General features: G+C 68.4%; 10 protein-coding genes. 4 read left to right on the forward strand and 6 right to left on the reverse strand.

Annotated features, from left to right (window positions below; genetic code table 11):
• Window positions 1–1,106 (forward strand): DUF3732 domain-containing protein (locus ABT300_RS31010; protein ID WP_351682608.1); only part of this gene is annotated, 1,106 nt, incomplete at its 5' end.
• An 846-nt stretch (window positions 1,107–1,952) separates the two neighbouring features.
• On the opposite strand, the gene ABT300_RS31015 is transcribed toward ABT300_RS31010, so the two are convergent.
• Window positions 1,953–6,908 (reverse strand): hypothetical protein, encoded by a 4,956-nt coding sequence (locus ABT300_RS31015; protein WP_351682611.1) that lies wholly within the window; start codon window positions 6,906–6,908, stop codon window positions 1,953–1,955.
• Window positions 6,909–7,456: 548 nt separating this feature from the next.
• On the opposite strand from ABT300_RS31015, the gene ABT300_RS31020 reads away from it, so the two are divergent.
• On the forward strand, window positions 7,457–8,542 hold the full coding sequence (locus tag ABT300_RS31020; RefSeq protein ID WP_351682613.1) for a DUF3800 domain-containing protein: 1,086 nt from the start codon (window positions 7,457–7,459) through the stop codon (window positions 8,540–8,542).
• Between the two features lie 70 nt (window positions 8,543–8,612).
• On the opposite strand, the gene ABT300_RS31025 is transcribed toward ABT300_RS31020, so the two are convergent.
• A complete protein-coding gene (locus ABT300_RS31025; RefSeq protein ID WP_351682616.1) occupies window positions 8,613–9,272 on the reverse strand; it encodes a GNAT family N-acetyltransferase in 660 nt (219 codons plus the stop codon).
• Between the two features lie 253 nt (window positions 9,273–9,525).
• Between ABT300_RS31025 and ABT300_RS31030 the strand changes: the two genes are divergently transcribed.
• Window positions 9,526–9,978 (forward strand): hypothetical protein, encoded by a 453-nt coding sequence (locus ABT300_RS31030; protein ID WP_351682619.1) that lies wholly within the window; start codon window positions 9,526–9,528, stop codon window positions 9,976–9,978.
• 588 nt (window positions 9,979–10,566) lie between these two features.
• A complete protein-coding gene (locus ABT300_RS31035; protein WP_351682622.1) occupies window positions 10,567–11,946 on the forward strand; it encodes a Druantia anti-phage system protein DruA in 1,380 nt (459 codons plus the stop codon).
• Window positions 11,947–12,041: 95 nt separating this feature from the next.
• Here ABT300_RS31035 and ABT300_RS31040 read toward each other — a convergent pair whose 3' ends face one another.
• Genes ABT300_RS31040 through ABT300_RS31055 form a run of 4 tightly spaced genes read right to left on the reverse strand, consistent with a single transcriptional unit; the run spans window position 12,042 to window position 16,666 of the window.
• Window positions 12,042–13,862 carry an ATP-binding protein gene (locus ABT300_RS31040; protein WP_351682625.1) on the reverse strand — a complete coding sequence of 607 codons (1,821 nt, stop codon included), beginning with the start codon at window positions 13,860–13,862 and terminating at the stop codon, window positions 12,042–12,044.
• The gene (locus tag ABT300_RS31045) at window positions 13,859–15,007 is read right to left on the reverse strand and encodes a hypothetical protein (protein WP_351682628.1); all 1,149 of its coding nucleotides are present in this window, start codon (window positions 15,005–15,007) and stop codon (window positions 13,859–13,861) included. Before ABT300_RS31045 ends, ABT300_RS31040 begins: the two co-directional genes overlap by 4 nt.
• 60 nt (window positions 15,008–15,067) lie before the next feature.
• The gene (locus tag ABT300_RS31050) at window positions 15,068–16,303 is read right to left on the reverse strand and encodes a helix-turn-helix domain-containing protein (protein WP_351682631.1); all 1,236 of its coding nucleotides are present in this window, start codon (window positions 16,301–16,303) and stop codon (window positions 15,068–15,070) included.
• Between the two features lie 33 nt (window positions 16,304–16,336).
• A complete protein-coding gene (locus tag ABT300_RS31055) occupies window positions 16,337–16,666 on the reverse strand; it encodes a hypothetical protein (protein ID WP_351682634.1) in 330 nt (109 codons plus the stop codon).
• Between the last annotated feature and the right edge of the window lie 874 nt (window positions 16,667–17,540).

The following is a 17,540-nucleotide window of genomic DNA, read 5'->3' on the forward strand; positions in this document are numbered from 1 at the left end:
ACACGCTGCGCGCCCGCCTGAGGAGCGTGGCCGCAGAGCGCGAACTCCTCCTGCAGCAGGACGACTCAGCCGACGACTACGCCGGCGCCGTCCGCACCCAGACAGCACGCCTGGCCAGCCTCAACCTCATCGGGGCGACAGCAAACGCGCCTCACAACCAACCCGCCGCCTGTGTTCTGTGCGGGTCGCCCATGAGCGAGCCCGACCCCACCGCACAAGAACTCCGCCACAGCCTCGAGCACCTGCAAACCCAACTACAGGGCGTCGAGGCAGCCCGCCCGTCCCGACGAGCGGCCCTCACCCAGCTCGACGAACGGGCCGACGAACTGCGAACCCGCCTTCGCAGCATCGACACCACCTTGCAGTCCCTCGTCTCCGCCCGCGCCGTGACGGAGCAACTCACCGACGCCTCCCGCCGCGACTTCATGCGCGGACGCATCCACGCAAGCCTTGCCGCGCTCCCCGCCAGCACAGCCGCCGAAGTAGCCCGCCTGAAACAACTGCTGGACACAGCACAGGCCCGAGTCGAGGCGCTGACGGCCGAACTCGACCCCAACGAAGAACGCGAACAGCTCACCTCGCGCCTCGTCGCGATCAGCCAGGACATGACCGACTGGGCCGACCGGCTCCAACTCGAGCACAGCGGGCAGAGCGTCCGCCTCGACCTCAGCCGCCTGACCGTCGTCACCGACACCGAACAGGGACCAGCCCCCCTCTTCCGTATCGGAAGCGGCGAGAACTGGGTCGGCTACCACGTCATCGTCCACCTCGCGCTGCACCGCTACTTCACCCGCCAAGACCGCCCGGTCCCGCGCATCCTGATGCTGGACCAGCCCACCCAGGTCTGGTATCGCTCGGAAGTCGACCAGGCCTCCGGAACCCTTGAGGACGACACCGACCGGGCAGCCGTCACACGCCTGTTCCGTCTCATCCACGACGTAGCCCGTGAACTCTCGCCCAACCTCCAGATCATCGTCTCCGACCACGCAAACCTGGACGAGCCCTGGTTCCAGGACTCGGTACGCCACAACTGGCGCGGCGGACGCAAACTCATCCCACACGCCTGGATCGAACAGGCCGGTCAAGCGGGTGACACCGCCAACTGAGCAAAGACGGTCTCCCTGCGCACCGCCGCCGAGACGGCCTGGCCCATGCTGAAGCCGGACCACCCTGGCACCTACCCGGGCAAGGAGGCGAGTGTGGGTTCCCCAAGGAGGGCCGGGCCACGGTGAGCGTGTGTCGCGTCGACGTATCTCCGTCTGCGCGGAGTGGACCGAGGCGAGGCTGAGCGGCGGGCACGGACAGCCGGTGCATCTCTGCGTGTGCGGAGCGGACCCTTGCTGACCTGGGCTTGTGCGGCGGCTTTGCTGCGGAACATCTCAGCCGGTGCCGAGCGGACGGGGTATCGCTGTCCAGATCATCTCCGCCGACGCGGAAGCGGCACACCAGCGCTGGCATACGCGGAGGAACTGGGCGGGGGATCTCCGGGGGTGCGGGGCGGTCGGCCATGCTGTACGAGGAACGGACGTGCCGGCCGGTGCGTCTCTGCGTGCGCGGAGTGGCAAGGTCCGGCCGACCTTGAGCAGCGCGGTGGTCGGTGCAACTCTGCCTGCGCGGAGGGGCCTGTCATGGCGTTGTGATGGGGCAGCGGATCTACCGCTCGTGATGTTTCGGGTGCGTACTGAACTGACTGATTTGCGGGAATGCTGCCCCGGACACGAGTTGATGATGCGCAGAGTCTCCGGTATTTACTCGGACGGGTGACCGGCGCGTGGTGTTTTTGCGCGGTGCTCGTCTTCGGTGAGCCATGCGTGCTGGGGTGGCGGACTGCGGGCGTGCTGCCGTTGTGAGCGTGAACTCCTCTCCTGCGCCAGGGTTCGCCGGTGCACGGCAGGTGGTTCTGTGCGGGTGGGGGCGCGGTTCCGTGGCCACGGTTCGTGCGGTCGGCGGTGTCAGGGGCTGTGGTTGACCTTGATGCGGGTGAGGTGTTCCTGGACGGTGGGTTCGTGACCGGGCTGCAGGCCGGCTGTCTGGCTGTACTCGCGCCATTGGGTGAGGTCGGCGGTGCGGGGCTGGCGTTCGCCGAACAGGCCGAGGATCAGGGCGGTGTTGAGGGTGCGCAGGCGCTGTTCGAGCCAGTCTCTGCGGGCCAGGAGGGTGGTGACGGTTCCGGTGGGCCTCTGGCCGGTCAGGGCCCGTACGACGCGGGTGCCGTCGCTGGTGTACCAGTCGCCGCCTGCGGGGGAGCGTCTGAGGTCTGCTCCGTCGAGGAGCTGGTGGGAGGGTAGGGACAGAGTGACGGGGGCGTTCAGGGAGCAGTCGTGGCCGCTGGCGCTCCAGTTGTACTCCTGGACAGCCGGCAGTGCGTGCAGCGGCTGTCCGCCGGTGTCGCGGGCGATGTCGCGCGGATTTGTTGCGGGCGGTGGCGAGGCGGTGGCCGGGTCCGGTGTCGTGCTCCAGCGTTCGGCCAGTTCGTGCAGCTGCTGCTCGCGTGTGGCGCCCTCGCCGTCGCGGTAGCCGAGGCCGTCCAGGAGGTGGTCGAGGTATTCGCGTGCCTCGGTGACGTCGTCGTCGGTCATGGCCCTGCGCCGGGGGCGGGCGGGTGGCTGAGCCGCGGGGGAGGAAGAGTCCGGCGTTGGGGTGTCGGCGCCGTAGTCTATGAACCGCATCTCGTGGTCGCGGTCCTCGCGCCCGAGGGGGTGTTGGGGGAGGTCGGCGAGGTAGATGCCGTGCCGAGAGGGGATCTCGGGCATCCAGCGGCCCATGAGGGTGCGTGAGGCGAGGAAGTCCAGGGCGGGACGGTAGTGGGCGGTATCCAGCAGCCAGCTGTGGATGAGGTGCCACTGTTCGGCCTGTCCCTTCCACCCTCCTTCAGGCCCGCCGACGCTGTCCACGGTGTACTCGTACAGGACGACCCACTGCTGGTCCTGGTCGTCCTTGCGTACCGTGAGCCGGCCGAGGTCGGGCAGCCCGGTGTCCTGTTGCAGCCAGTGGGCGAGCTGGCCGGCGGCGGGCAGTACGGGCGGCGGGGGGTTCCACCGCCCGTCGAGAGCGGTGGGAGGAAAGGTGGCGTGAGCGGCGTCTGTCGGGGCTGCCCCCTCGGGCTCGCTGGTGGTGGCCGGGGACAGGGGGTGCGTGGCAGGGGGCAGGGTGGGGTCGATGTCGATCAGCAGCAGCGCTTCGGCACCCGGATACTGTGAGGGGTCACCGGCGCCGGCCTGGATCACGTGCCGGTGGTTGGCCAGGCGCTCCACCAGTTCGTGCAGTCCCAGCCACTGGTACTTCTTGCCGACGCGTTCGGCCTTGTGGCCCTCGCCTCCGTGGCCGGCGCCACGGACGTTGTCGAAGGCGGCGAACCGTTCGGGGCTCCATCCGCGGTGTGCGGCGTTGCCGAGGATCCAGCGGCTGGCCCAGTCCTTGTCCACCGGCGTGTCCGCCAGCTGCTCCTGGCCGGTCGGCGGCTGCGCGCACTGCGTGAGCAGCCGGTTCTGCTCGTCGGTCAGCACACGCCGGGCCTGCCAGCGTTCGGCCAGCAGCCGGCTCACCGACTCGGGTGTGCCAAGCACCTCGCGGACGGCAGGGGGCAGGCTCTGGACGAAGGCCTCCACCCGGTCGGACACCAGTACCGGGGGCCGACGGCGCCGCTGGTGGGCCGGGGCCGGGGCGGGCACGGTCAGGGGCAACTGGCTGAAGGTGCTGACGGCCGGCTTGACCTCGTAGGTCGTGAAGTTCGCCAGACCCAGCAAAGAGGCACGCAGACTTCCCCACAGCCGCTCGTCAGCCGCGTCCCGTGACGGGTAGCGGGCCTCGATGACCGCCTCGTCCGGTGCCTGGCCGGGTTCGGGGCAGGCATGGGGGTGGGCGCAGCGGGCGGCGTCGCCCGCCGAGACCAGTCCGGCCTCGAAGGCGTCCCGGATCACGCGGGAGGCGGCATCGCACAGCAGTGCGTTGCCGGACGCGTGGGCGGGCGAGGTGACGTCGCCGTAGACGTGATCGAGCAGACACGCGGCGACGTCTGCCAGCACCGCCGTCTGGTGACCGGTGCTTGCACGGGTACGGGCCGTCACACCGTGCGCCACCACAGCGAGCCGCTCGAAGACGTAGGCATCACCGACCGCGCGGGCGTCAGTGTGAAGGAACCGGTCCAGCAGCGCGGTGAGGACGGCCGGGTAGCCCAGCAGCAGCTGTACCAGGGCCTTGGTGGCCCGGTCCCGCAGGAAACGGTTGGAGGAGAGGAGCGTCCACACCAGGGTGGTGGCCACCAGCCGCACCACCTCCGGCTCCGGGGGCTGATGGGCCGCCGCCGTCACGCTGCTGCCCGCGCGCCGAGGCGTCCACGACGAGGCCGCAGTGGTCTGGGACGGGCGCAGATGCTGCGGGGCGGGCAGCTGCTCGGCCCACCGCAGCAGGCGGTGCAGCGCCCCGGATCGGTCGAGCACGTCGTAGATCGCCAGGCCCCACGTGGCGTCCCGGTCTGCCGGCGCCCTCGCACACAGCGTGCGGTGCAGATGGTCTGCATTGAGGAGATGGCCAGTTTGAGCGGTCACACCCAGCCGGGCCTCCAGGACCATGGGGCCCAGGTCGAATTCGTCGGCCGCCTGTTCAAGAAGGACGGCGGTCCGCTCGCTGACACTGCGGGCGTCGCGCAGCGCCAGCGTGCGCACCAGGCTCACATACAGTGCGAACCTGCTGCGCCCGCCGTGACCGTCGCGGGCGTCGGCGTCCTGTCCGGCGCCGAGGAGGTCGATCAGCTCGCGGCCGGTGCGCTCGGCCAGCAGCACAGTGGCCGCTTCCACCAGGTTCGGCGAAGCCACCTCCAGCCAGGCCCGCAGCCTCGATCCGGGGGCCAGCACGCCGCTTGAGGCGGCGGCCTTCACCTCGGCGGAGTGTTCGGCCAGCATCGCATCGACGATGCGGTCGTCGCTGAATGCCTGGTAGCCGAACCCGTACCCGGCTTCCGGCTGACCGCCGACGGTATGGAACCGCTCGCTGGCCAGCACCCCGTGCACCACCATCTGCCCGAGCAGAGTGTCCGGCCACCGGGTCAGGTGCGCGGCGAACGGTGCAATGATCTCCCGCACCTGCTGCTGGGGCAGGACCTCCCGGCCCGCCTTGCCCATCTGCCGGGCCAGTTCTTGCACCGCACTCTGCACAACCCGCTCACCCGCATCCAGGCGCAGCGCCAGATGGATCTGGTGGGCCCTGTGCTCCAGGAAGCTGTTGAACACCGCACTGCGGTGCTGGGTGCGCGCGGCGATGCCCCGCTGATTCTCCGGCAGGGCTTCCAGGCTCTCGCAGTACAGCTTCACGAACAGGGGGTTGGAGAAGGCCGGCGCGAGCAGCGGCGTACGGGGCAGCGCCGAGGGCGCCTTCTGCAGGTAGCTTTCCAGCGCCTCCACCTCGTGCCCGGCAAACCCCGGGTGCTCCGTGCACGGCACATGACGGGCCGACACGTCGGCCGGCAGCACCACGTCCTTCAGGGAGGAGCGGCACGAGACCACCACCGCCAGGTGGTCGTACGGTGCCGCCTGGGCCCACAGCTGGGGCAGCCGGCTGCGCCATCTGCTGGGCTCCTCGGCATCGTTGAGTGCATCGATCATCAGCAGAAAGCGTGTGTCGCTCGCCGCTCCTGCGGCATCCAACGCCTGCAGCAGCACGGTGTGCGGCACATCCCCCAACCCCAGCTGCCGTGCGATCTCCGTCAGCGGGTCCTCGGCCGCCATCAGCTCGCCGAAGACCGTCACCGCGGGCCGTCCAGCCTCAAGCGCCCGGCGGGTGGAGTCGACCAGCAAGTGCGTCTTGCCCTGTCCCGCTTCCCCCAGCAGCACCCACGCCTTGGCTTCCGCGGCGCGTGCTCGGTCCGACCTGCACAGCAGAGACAGCCGGTCCAGCGTGAGATGCAGAACTCGGACCGCATCCGCGGCCACGCGTTCATCCTTGCCGTCACCGGCGAGTTCGAACCACTTGCGCTGTGCTTGCCGGACATCAGACACCAGCTCCGAGGCCTCCTCGGCGGCCACGGCCATGCGCTCCGAGGGCGGCCCCGCCAAAGTGGCCGAGTCCACCGCATGGTGCAGTTCGTCAGCGATGCGTGACAGCCGGGCCAGCAGGCCCTCCAGCCTGGCCGCCACGGACGCGGTCTGCCCGGCATCCGCCTCATGCGATGGCGCAGATCTTGCCCTCCACGCGAACTGTGTCTCGGCCACGGCTGCGCGGAACCCCTCCGCGAGCCGCTCTACCTGCTCAAGCAGTGGCCCCGCCATGGCACACGCGTCCAGCGTCGAGGCGATCGGCAACGGGATGTGATGCTGGGGTGTGTAACGGTCGTGGGCAATGCGCGCCGCGCGCTCGAACTGCTCCTGCAGCCACTGCGCACCCAGAACACGCTGCTGGAAGAAGAACCATAGACGGCCCTCGTTTCCCGGAGCCAGCAGCCGTTCCAACAGTTCTCCGCTGCCCAGGAGCTCCACCTCGATGTCAGAAGTCCCCTCCAGTTGCGTCTTCCATCCGGCGACCGCCTGCTCCCACCTCTGGCGGGCCCCCACCACCGGCTTGCCCTGCCGCAGATGCGCGGGATCCGGCAGATCGATGCACACCATGAACACCATGCGGGTCACGTTCCGGCGGGGCCGGTTCTTTCCCACGGCCTCCAGGCTTTTCCGGGCCAGGGGCAGGAGAGCGTCGATCTCGTGCACGTACTTCACCTGAAAGCCGTGCGCCCGCCCGTCCGGAGCCAGGTCGTACCACTCCACCCCGCCGTCCGGCGCGGCCGTCTTGACGGTCCGCCAGCCCGGCCGGGCAGGCTCCCGCAACTGGAAACACAGCTCTTCGAAGGCACGGTCCTGGCTCCCTGCCCAGGACCGGATGCTGCGCCAGTCGACCGAGTGGGAGAGGGGGCCGTCGGACAAGGCAGCACTCCCGCGCTCGCGGTGGACAAAGAGAACGAACAGCCTATGCGACGACTTGCGTATGGACAGCCGGCGAAGCCGCAGCCCTGGTCGGCGGAAATCCCCCTGGCACCCGTTGTGAGAGCGGACTTGGCGGACAGACCGCCACGCAAAGTGCTGCGAGTGATGACCACAGTGCACGCACACCTTGAAGCCCTTGCTGCGGAAGTACGAACGCGAGCCCTGGCCCGGTTGCTGGTGACGCTGAAGGCCGGCGCCGCAGATGTCTGCCGGTAGCTGGACGGCTGCCGATTCGCTGCCTCTTTCGGTGCGAGGGCTCAGGAACGGAATCCTCGGGCAACGCCGCCCCGGCGGATGACCGGCTCATGGGCCGCTACCGGGTGCGAGGCGAACATGCCGATAGCGGTGGCGGCCTCGTGGTCCGGCGCTGACCCGGATCATCGGGCCCGAGGGCCCTCGGCCGGCCGCGGGCGGAGAAGGACACAGCTGGCCGCCCGGCTGTGCAGAATTCCCGGGCGGGCCCGTTCGCGTGCGAGGACACTGAGACCATGCCTTTGACCGGATCCGATTACCAGCGGCTCACCCACACCGCGCCGACACTCGACAGCGAAACGGACGGCCGCTGGATCGCCTGTGACGAGTCCGGTTACGACGGCGAGGATCTCCTGAGTGAAGGCCGCTACATGATGGTCGCCGCGGTCGCGGTTGACGATGCGCAGGCCGAGCTCATCGTGCGTGATCTGCGCACCCGGACCAGCATGCAGCCGACCGTGCGCGAGCTGAAGTTCAGGCATTTCCAGCGGGGCGACCGGCTGCAGAAACTCAGCCGGCTGTGGCAGAACGGCGGTGCGCTGCACGGTCGGTGCTCGGTGTATGCCGTCGACAAGCGATACGGGATCATGAGCAAGGTCATCGATCTGCTGGCCGAGGAAGAGGCCTATCGGCGTGGCATCGACCTGCATGTGAACGGGCAGGCGGCGCAGCTCGCCCGGGCCCTGGCCCGCGACGGACGGCGCGCGCTGAAGGACGCCCGGTTCGAAAGGCTGGAGGAGGCATTCGTCGCCTTCGCGCGCCGCAGGGATCCCGGCGACCGGAAGGCTGCGGTCCAGGCCTTCTACGACGAGGTGGAGGAGGCCTGGACTGCATCGACCCGGCGCAACGTCACCGAAGTCCTCCAGCTGCTGCGTGCCACGCGCGCCCACGCGGACGCGCTGCACGACGACGTCGCACCCCAGCAGCCGCCGCATCTGGAACTCCTGGACACCGCGCTTGCCACCGTGACACGAGCGTGGAGCGAGAGGCTGGGAGCGGTCAGCGTACTCGCGGACGAGCACCGGGAACTCACGGACACCCGGCTGGAGGTGACCAGAAGCGTCCTGCGCTCCGGAGCAGGTGCCACACCGTCCTCGCGATTTAGGGGCCTTCGCATCCAGCGGATGATGCGCGGCAGTTCCCATGAACACGCCTCCATCCAACTTGCCGACCTGCTCGCCGGGGCTGCCGCAAGCGTGGCCAGGGACGGCACCAGCACTCCCGCCGGCGTGCTGCTGCACCCGGTGATCGTGCCGCTGATCGAGCAGACCTCCCTCGTGCCCGTGGAGAACCCTTTCGGAAGCCCGGCAGGCGGCACGTGAACCGCGTGCACAACGGAGCCGTGAACGCGCCGGACCTGCCGACGACGGCCCAGGCGGCACCGCGCGGGCTTCAGCGGGCGTGTTCCGCGACGAGCATGGAGGATCCCCGCTCACTGCGCCGGCGCAGCACGACGCCCGGCTGCAGGGGCTTTGCAGCCAGTTGGTGGCCGTCGGATCCGTCGTCGCAGGACTCGAACCCGGAGCGCGTGCGGAAGACGACAGGCTCTGCCTGGGCGGCGATGGTGTAACCGCGCTTGCGGTACCAGCACATGAGGGCGAAGGCGCCGACCCTGACCTTGGCGAAGGCCAGGTGGCTGCCGGCGCTGCGGGCTGTTTCCCCGGCCGCGGCGAGCAGCGCGGCGGCGATGCCCTGGCCGCGGTAGGCCTCGGCGACAGCCAGGAGCTCGATCTCGACCAGGGACTGGACGAGGCCGGCCCGCTGGGCAGGCGGGTGATCTTCGGTCCAGCGGATGGGGGGCGTCATGTACACCATTCCGGCCGCAGTGCCTTCGATGCGGGCGATCAGGCAGTGGCCGTGCCCGTAGGGCAGGGGCTCCCGGCCGCCATGCGTGTTGACGGCCTGGGCGAGGGAGGGCGAACCCGCACCGGGAGCCGGAAGGCGACTGCCGACAGCGAGGGCGCCCAGCGCTGCCGTCGCGAGCCCGTCGCCCGGAGCCGCAGGAGAGATCGCCATGCTGCTGGTGCCGGTCATGCCGGGCCGGTCGGTCATGGGAGCCACTCTACGAGCGTAACTGCCGGCGAGAGACCGGCAGCGCACTCGCCGGCGCGGTACGGGCCCTTGCGCCGCCGCACCGGGCTCTTGAAGCGCACGTCAGTTGCTCGCTGTGCGCCGGTTCCTTGCGGCAGGCAGGCGCCCGGATCGCCCCACGGCCAGCGGCGACCGGCCGGACGGCCCGGGCGCTGCATAGGAGACCGGTAGTCAATACCTTGACCGGTCAAGATATTGACTACCTGATAGGTGGGTGACCTCCTTCCACACCGCGACCGTCGTCCAGACCTATGCCGCAGCCCGCCGTGAACTGCTGACCGCCATGCTCGCGGACCGGCGCAACGGCGTCAGCGCCAACGACATCGTGCGAATGGCGGAATCCGCCTGGAGCCGCCCCATCACCCTGGACTACCTCAACTGCTGGGAACTGAGCGAGGACGCCCGCCGCGCCCTGGAGTCAGCCGGCCTCGCAGCCTGGACCGATGTGCGAACCATCGGAGACCTGACCGGCGCGCGCCGGGTGATGCTCTCGCTCGCGCGCGACCCCGCCGAGGCGGAGCCGCAACAGTGGCGCTCCCTTCCCGCCCGCATCGCTGCTGCTCTGGTGCAGGCGGAGATCGCCTGGAGTTTCCCGGACGTGGACGAGAACCAGCCGCTGGATGCTCTGCTGGACGACTACGAGGAGATCCAGCTCCACCGGGCCTGACGGGCTGACGCTTGACTTCCCTCATCCGGGTCTGACCCGGTGTCCCGGGAGGTCCGCACGATCCGTGATCAACGTGAGGGCCGTTGACGATTCGGCAGTGTGGCAGAAGCGCTTGTGTCCCTCGCCCGGCCATTTCCCGACCCGGCTGGAATGGCGGTTTGCGTACCTTCTGTGCTGTCCCCGCACCTGTGTTCAGGGGCGGCCGGCTGTGTGAAGGCGTGCTGCAGGTCCTGCCGGACAGCCGGCCGCCGGGTCGGGCCGGCGTGGAGGTAGCGGATCTCGCGGTGACGAAGAGCGCGGACGGGGACCAGGGCGACAACGTACTGCGCCCATCGAGGCAGTGACCCGGTGCCCGGCTGCCGAGGCGGTCGGCGGGGACGGGCAGGCGTTCTGGGCGGAGGGCGGTGCATCGCTGATCGGCTCGGGTCGATGACGGGATACTCGCGAAGAGAAGTGAGTAGGCCAGCTCTTATCGGAGATCGGTCAAAGAGGAGGCACACCAGAACAGGCTGGTCGCCAGGCAAGTCGGCGGAATCAGGCCCCCGCAAGGAGTGGCCGAGCCCATAGCGGATCCGCGATAGTGAACTGGTGACTGACGCTCTGTCTGCTGCCGCGCCCCGCCTGAAGTCGTCCGCCGCTTTGCTGCGCCGCAGCCGCGAGAACGCGGGCTGGAGCCAGACACAACTGGCCCGGGCGGCGGGCGTTCCGCAAAGCTCGGTCTCCGACTACGAACGCGGCAAGCGGGTCCCCGGCGGGGACCTGCTGCTGCGTCTGCTGGACACGATGGACACCGCAGTCGACCTCAGCCTCGCCGACCCTCCCCAGGATCCGGTGGACGTCTTACGCGAACGGGTCTTCGTGCATCTGCGCGACCAGGGTTTCCACGTCAAGGACGGGGCCGTCCTCGCCCCGGTCCAGACCGATAAGGATCATCTGCGCCGTCTGCATGCCGAAGCAGTCGCCTTCAACAGGGAACGTGCCCGCAAGGCTCTCGCGAAACAGGAACACCGCCTGGTGGCCCGGCTGGCGCATGGTGACGAGATCGATCCTCAGCGCATCCGCCCCGCCCTGGTCCTGGTGGACGACTTCCGCAGCCTGGACGCTCTCATGTGGCGCTGGTGCGCCCTGCATTGGTCCGTTCCCGTTTCCAGCGGATATGGCAGACGGCTGCGCTTCCTCGTCGTCGACGAAGGCCATGACCATCGTGTCATAGGGCTGATCGGCCTTGCCGACCCGGTCTATGCCCTCAGGGCCCGCGACACGGCGATCGGTTGGTCGCCGCAGCAGCGCCGGGAGCGTCTGGCGTGCGTCATGGATGCCTTCGTCCTGGGCGCGGTCCCGCCCTACAGCCAGCTCCTCGCCGGAAAGCTGATGGCCCTGCTGACCACCAGCCAGGAGGTCCGCGACGCTTTCGCCGACCGCTACGGCCACAAGACCACCCGTATCGCCCAGCGCGACCCCGACGCCCAACTGGCTCTGGTCACCACCGCATCCGCGCTCGGCCGCTCCTCCGTGTACAACCGCCTGCACACCCCCAGCCGACGGCTTGCTTTCCAGCCCGTCGGCTACACCGTCGGCAGCGGCGACTTTCACTTCTCCGGCGAGATCTACGACGACCTGGTCGCGTTCGCCGCCGCCCATACTCCCGAGGGACACACCAACCGGCATGTCAGATGGGGCGGTGGGGCGTTCCGCAACCGCCGGGAGGTTCTCGGCCGTGCGTTTGAGGCTCTGGGTCTGAACCCGAAGAAGATGCGCCTGCACGGCGTCCGCCGCCAGCTTTTCCTCGCCCCCCTCGCCACCAACTACGACCGCTGGCTGAGCCGGCGGGACGATCGGCTGGACTGGGACACCTGCCCGGTTGCCGAGCTTGGACAGTGGTGGAAACACCGCTGGGCATTCGCCCGCGCCGCAACCACCACGCAATGGAGATCCTTCGAACCCTCCTCCTGGCGCCTTTACACGTGAAGGCCGCTGCCCCTGGATAGGAGGCGCCCGCCAGCAGGTGCCCGGCCCGCCGTGCCGCAGCCGTGGGCCGGGCCTGTAGGTGACGCGCACCAGAGCTAGGGAACGGGCGGCACCGGTGAGTCGGGGAACAGATGCCGGTTGGCGGCGACGAAGTCGGTGACGTCCGTGTACACCTCGAGGAAGACCGGCGCTGACGTGAAGGACAGGGGACTGACCGGACCGGTCAGCATGAACGGATACGTCCGGCGGGCCACGGCACGCGGGTCGGAGAACGACTTGTACAGTTCCAGCGCCGGGCCGCGGCCGACTTCGTCCGTCAGCCTGGTCAGGTCACTTCCGGTGGTCAGGCCGTAGCCGAAGGCCCGGATACGCAGCTGGCTGTAGATGGCGGGTGCCAACGAGGAGATCTCCTGCGTGATGAACATCCAGCCCAGTCCGTATTTCCGGGTGGTGCGTACATACTCCACGAGGTTGTGCGCCAGCAGGGCAGCCTGTTCGCCTTCGGGACGGGAGGATGCGAATCGGTGCGCCTCCTCGAAGATGACACAGCAGTTGATGGGCTGGCGCGTGTCCTGCCAGCGTTCCTCGGCCATGCGGCGTAGAGCACCGGTGGTGACGCGGATGAGGCGGGCCTTGGTCTCCGCGTCGTCGAGCCATAACAGCCCTGAACGGGACGACAGATCGATGATCACATATGGGGCCGGACGGGGACCTGGCCCAGCGAGAATGCGGTGGATGAGACCCATGAGAGCTGTGCGCGGCTGCCCGGCCAGATTGGTGGGGGAGAAGACGCTGTGGACCGGTCGGAAAATCTGGGCGAGTTCGTTGAACTCTCCGGTGTTGCTCAGGACGCGCTCGATCGTGTTGACGACGCGCTCGCGCGGTCCCGCCGTGTTGTAGATCCGGGTCAGCGCGGGCACGTCCTGCATCAGGGAGGTCAGGAGAGTACGCAGCAGCGCATCGGGTTCCTGCTGCGTCCATTCGTCGCTGTCGCGCAGTAGGCGGATGAGTTCGGCCCGCGCTGCTTCCCGGTTCTCCTGCTTGCGGATGGTCAGGAAATCGAAGAACTTGGCGCCTTCGAGAAGGTCTGCGAACGTGGTGGCCCAGGGTGGCAGGCGCAGATCCTCGGCGATCGACAGCACCTGCACAGGGCGTCCCATACTGGCCGCCCAGCTTTGCAGGTCGAAGGGGAAATCTGCCTGGGAGGCGAACTGGCCCTGGGTGTCGAAGGCGAGCAAGCCCAGTGACAGATGCCGCATCTGCGCGGCGAGCAGATAGACAGCCAGGGCTGTCTTGCCCGAGCCGTTGCGGCCGAACACGCCGACGTGGAAGGCACCGTCGGTCTGCGTGCCCGCGAAGTCCCGCACATACAGAGGTAGCTGTACCTGGGTGCGGTAGATGTGCCCCAGGTAGACCATCTCGTGGCGGTGCCGGGCGACGAGCGCCTCGACGGTGGCGTCGTCGACGCGCCGCACGGGCACGCCGGTGGTGGGACTCATCCCCATCGCACCGCTTGCCTCCTGCGGCAGTTCACGGAACGGCGGTTCGGGGGCATCGGTTTCGTAGACCGCCTGGACGATCACTTTGGCGGTGCGGGTATCACCGACTGCCGACAAGTGCGGCAGGCTGCCGTGCACTTTGATCACGCCCCGCATGTTCGGGTCCTCGTGCCACCGGTTGCGTGTCTCAATCTCCGCAACAGTGCCCAGAGCCAGCAGATGCCGATCCGCCCTCAGTTGATGGGTCAGGGCGACCAGATCACCCAACAGCGTGGTTCCGGCGGCATCCGCAGAGACATCCACCGTGACCTCGCTGGTCGTGCTGGGCGAGCCGACCGTGCCGATCACCTGACCCGCGAACACCGGCGCCGTGCCGCCAGGAGGCGGCGGGTTTCTCGGCCCGGGCAGCGACGTCATTTGCCCTCCGTGCGGTAGGAGTGGATGACCGCCTGCGCCAGCTCGGGCGTCTGCCGCGCGAGAAAAAGGTGCGTGGCAGCCTGGAGCGCGTCGATGCCGAAGCCGACCGACTTGGCCATCACATCGGCGAGGTACTGCGGATAGGGCTCCTGTAAAAAGGGCGAGGCCAACTGGAACGCTATGCTGGCCAGCAGGTCATGCACCGCATCAGTGTCCAGCGCGAGGTCGGGTTTGACCTCGATCCGGTAAGCGGGGGCAGCGCTTGAGGGCCGGAAGTACAGGGTGTACAGCTTGTGTTCCCTGAGCGTGTTTCGCAGACTGGTGTGCAGAGCTTCGGCCAGATCACGTACCGGCTTGGTGGCGTCCGGGTTGGCCACAACGTGTAATTGTCGCCAGGGATCGGGGGGTACCGGCTGTGGTGTGGTGTATTCGCCGGCCTCCAGGATGAGCGAGGTCACGTACTTGTCGTCGCAGGGCACGTCCTTGGCGATCTCCGTTTCCAGCTGGTCGCACAGAGTCCGGGACGAGTTGTACTTGGGCATCGCGACGATCTTCGTGTCCTCGACGAATGCGCCGAAGGCACCGACCAGCCCGTGCTGGGAAGCGAGTTGGGCCGTGAGACTCCGCACCGGCTCGCTGCGTGAGGCCAGGGCGGCATTGAGCTGGATGACGGGTGTGAGGTGGCTGCCGTCGTAGATGCGTACCTCGTGGGGGGTGTCCGCGAGCACGTCCAGTTCTTGTATGGCCATGCCGGCCCGCGCCAGCCGCTCGTTGTCGAGGCCATGAGCCAGCACGTGATGGGCCAGCGAGTACTGGTTGTCGTTCCATACCCAGCTGTGCCCGTCGGGGGGAAACCCCTCCACTCCGACCGCTACAGACAGGGCGAGGTCGATGGCGACTGTGCGCTCGACAGCGAACCCGCCGTCGACAGCAGCTACCGGTTTCACCCGGCCGCCCGGCCAGCGCTCGATCATGCCAAGGGTATGAGCTGCTTCCCGTAATTCATCGCGCATCTGCAGGGCCGGGCCCAGCAGGTCTTCGACCTGACGCGTGACCGCCGGCGCTGCGGTCAGAAGCTCGGTGAGCAGGTCCTCGGGCAGCCGCGCATAGTCCTCACCCGGCAGTCCTTGCCCGGTCTGGTGCATCGTGCCTTACCTCCACCTCGCAGTCCGACAGGCCGTGCACTGAACTGGCATGGGGGCGGGTCAGCGCTGACGCGGAGCCCCGCCTCCCCGCTCCTGCTTGCTCGGGCGAGGACCGTCAACCGGGCGGGGGTTCACAAGTTCCTCAAGCTCCGGCAGAGTCCGCCGGTGAGGAGAGCCTTGCGCGTACGTCCACACGCCGCGTGCCTGCAACTGGCTGACGACGATTCCGGCTTCGATCCCGAGATCATCCGCGAGGTCAAGGGCTTCAGCAGTGGTCGATACGTCGTCCAGCTGCGCGAGCCCTTTCGCACCGAACAGCGTTTCCAATGCGAACCGTTGAGCTTCTCGCTCCTGCTGGTTCACATCCTCCGCGCCGGACAGCACCTGAGGTTGCCCGTCGGGTACATCGCCCTCGTCCTGCTCGATGAACAGACCCTTGCGCCCGTGCAGCAGGACATGACCGAGCTCGTGGAAGAGGACCAGCCACAAGGTGTCCTCTGTTTTGCCCCGCAGACTCAGCTGGATCAGCGCCACTTGATTACTCAGCCAGCGTGTGGCTCCGAAGGCCCGGGCCCCGGCGACTTCGGGCACGACGACCAAAAGGACACCCACGGCGGCCAGCTCACGCTGCAGCACGGCCAGGGCCTCGGACGGCTCCACCCGCGTCAGCCTGACCAGTTCGGGCAGCAGCCTGCGCAGCCCAGCAGCATCGAACGCACCGGCGTGCTGATCGCGAGCAGCGAGTTCCCCCAGCCGCAGCCACGCGGCCAAAGCGCCAGGCATGGCTTCGTAGGCGTACGACTGGCGGAAGGCAGCTGCGGGCTTGCGCCACACCTCGTGCCAAGCCGGGATGCTGGCCACCCCGAAGAACGACAGCAACTGCCGCACCCGGCTTGCCGTATCGGCGGGGCACTGCGGAATCGCACCATTGGCCACGAGTGCCTTGACCGGCAGAGCGGCCAGCCATTGCGCCGTCTCAGGGTCCTCCGCCTGCGCCTGTGCCTGGGACAGCCGCAGACGGTGAGTACGGAAATCCGCCTCCAGCCGGTTCCACAGACCCGCCGGCACACCGGTGGCGTACTCCAGGCGCTGCGCGACGTCACCGCTGAGCGGCACCACTCCCTGCATGACCTGGTTGATGTGTTTCGGTGTCAGTCCCGTCCGGGTGGCCAGTTCGGCCTGGCTCATCCCCAATTCCTCAAGCTGCTCCCGAAGCGTCTCGCCGGGGGAAACGGCGTAGTCCGGCTCCAGAGCAGCCACGAACCCGTGGCGGACGGCTCCATTGCTGTGCGTCATAGTCGACACCTCCTCATCTCATCCGGTCCGCTGCTAGTGGTAGTCGTACACGCCGTCGATCACTACGGCCTTGACCGAGCCCCAGTCGATCGGCGGTACGACGACGCTGTCCTCTGCGTCCAGGGGGCGCATCACCAGCCGGTAGGGGCCGTCCAGGCAGACGGCGATCGACCCCTTCAGGTCCCCTGTCAGCTCGTGTGGCCGGCCGGGCAGTTGGCGCAGTTCGGCCAGCGTCTCGACCACCTGCAGATGCTGCAGGCGCACTTGGATCTTCCGGGCCCGCGCTGCGCCGTACTCCCGGACCATGGCTTTGTCCGAAGCGCACGTGTCGCGCAGACGCTGGTTGGCGAAGATCACCCTCATAGCAACGGAAGTATGTCACCCTTTACCAGATGGGTAAAGGGTGACGGGTGTAGGGGCTGGTCAAGGAGGGTGTGGCCGACGCTCCCCGTCCACAGGCTGCCGCCTCCTCCGGGAAAAGGAAAAGAAGGCGGCTGCGACCCCCCTGCGTGGCAGGACACACGGGCGGACCCGTGCCCCACTCGGGGAAGGCGGTCTTGTCACCGCCCCGCGTCGCCGCCTCCTCACCGCCGGGTACGGGCCGGCCACGGCATACGCCGGCGGTCAAGAATGCCGAGAGCCCGGCGGGCAGTACGCATCGACGGGCACCCCTCGCGGCTGATCGCCGGAGGCGGCCTCCGGGGTCCCGCGCGCAGGAACGCGGCGCCGACGACGTCACACCAGACGGCGCGAGTGCTACCAAAGCCACCGACCGTGCTGCGGCAGACCAGCCTCGTGTGCGAGGAAAAGCAGGTCCGGCCACACCGCCCCGTTCTCGAAACGGGGCATGAGCCATACGGGGAAGGGGGACTCAGCGCTTCGCCATCGCCCTGGGGAGGCGCCTTTACTGGTTCCGCTTCCCGGTGCCATTCGCGCCCAGGAGCCTCAGAAAGAGGAGCACGTGCTGTCGTACACGTCCCGTGCACCACTTTCAAGCTTTCTGGGACGCATGTGCGCCCTGGTCCTCCGAACCCGCAGGTTCTGGCCCTTGCATTCCTCCTGGGCAAAGGCTTTGGGCCCTGCACGGCGCAGGAGCGGAAGTACCCAGAGCCGGTTCTGTCATGGGGGCTGAACCGGACCGGTGAAGCTTCCCCTTGATCGTGGACACCTGGAGACTGGGATCTGAGGTTCCAGAGGAAGCAGTGCCAGGTGGGAAGCAAGTACACGTATCGGTACT

This window comes from Streptomyces sp. NPDC001027, assembly GCF_040299045.1.
Lineage (GTDB): Bacteria > Actinomycetota > Actinomycetes > Streptomycetales > Streptomycetaceae > Streptomyces.

Coding starts and splice junctions, on each gene's coding strand:
- ABT300_RS31020 (WP_351682613.1), top strand. CDS start 7,457: ATGCCTTTGACCGGATCCGATTACCAGCGGCTCACCCACACCGCGCCG.
- ABT300_RS31025 (WP_351682616.1), bottom strand. CDS start 9,272: ATGACCGACCGGCCCGGCATGACCGGCACCAGCAGCATGGCGATCTCT.
- ABT300_RS31040 (WP_351682625.1), bottom strand. CDS start 13,862: ATGACGTCGCTGCCCGGGCCGAGAAACCCGCCGCCTCCTGGCGGCACG.
- ABT300_RS31045 (WP_351682628.1), bottom strand. CDS start 15,007: ATGCACCAGACCGGGCAAGGACTGCCGGGTGAGGACTATGCGCGGCTG.
- ABT300_RS31050 (WP_351682631.1), bottom strand. CDS start 16,303: ATGACGCACAGCAATGGAGCCGTCCGCCACGGGTTCGTGGCTGCTCTG.
- ABT300_RS31055 (WP_351682634.1), bottom strand. CDS start 16,666: ATGAGGGTGATCTTCGCCAACCAGCGTCTGCGCGACACGTGCGCTTCG.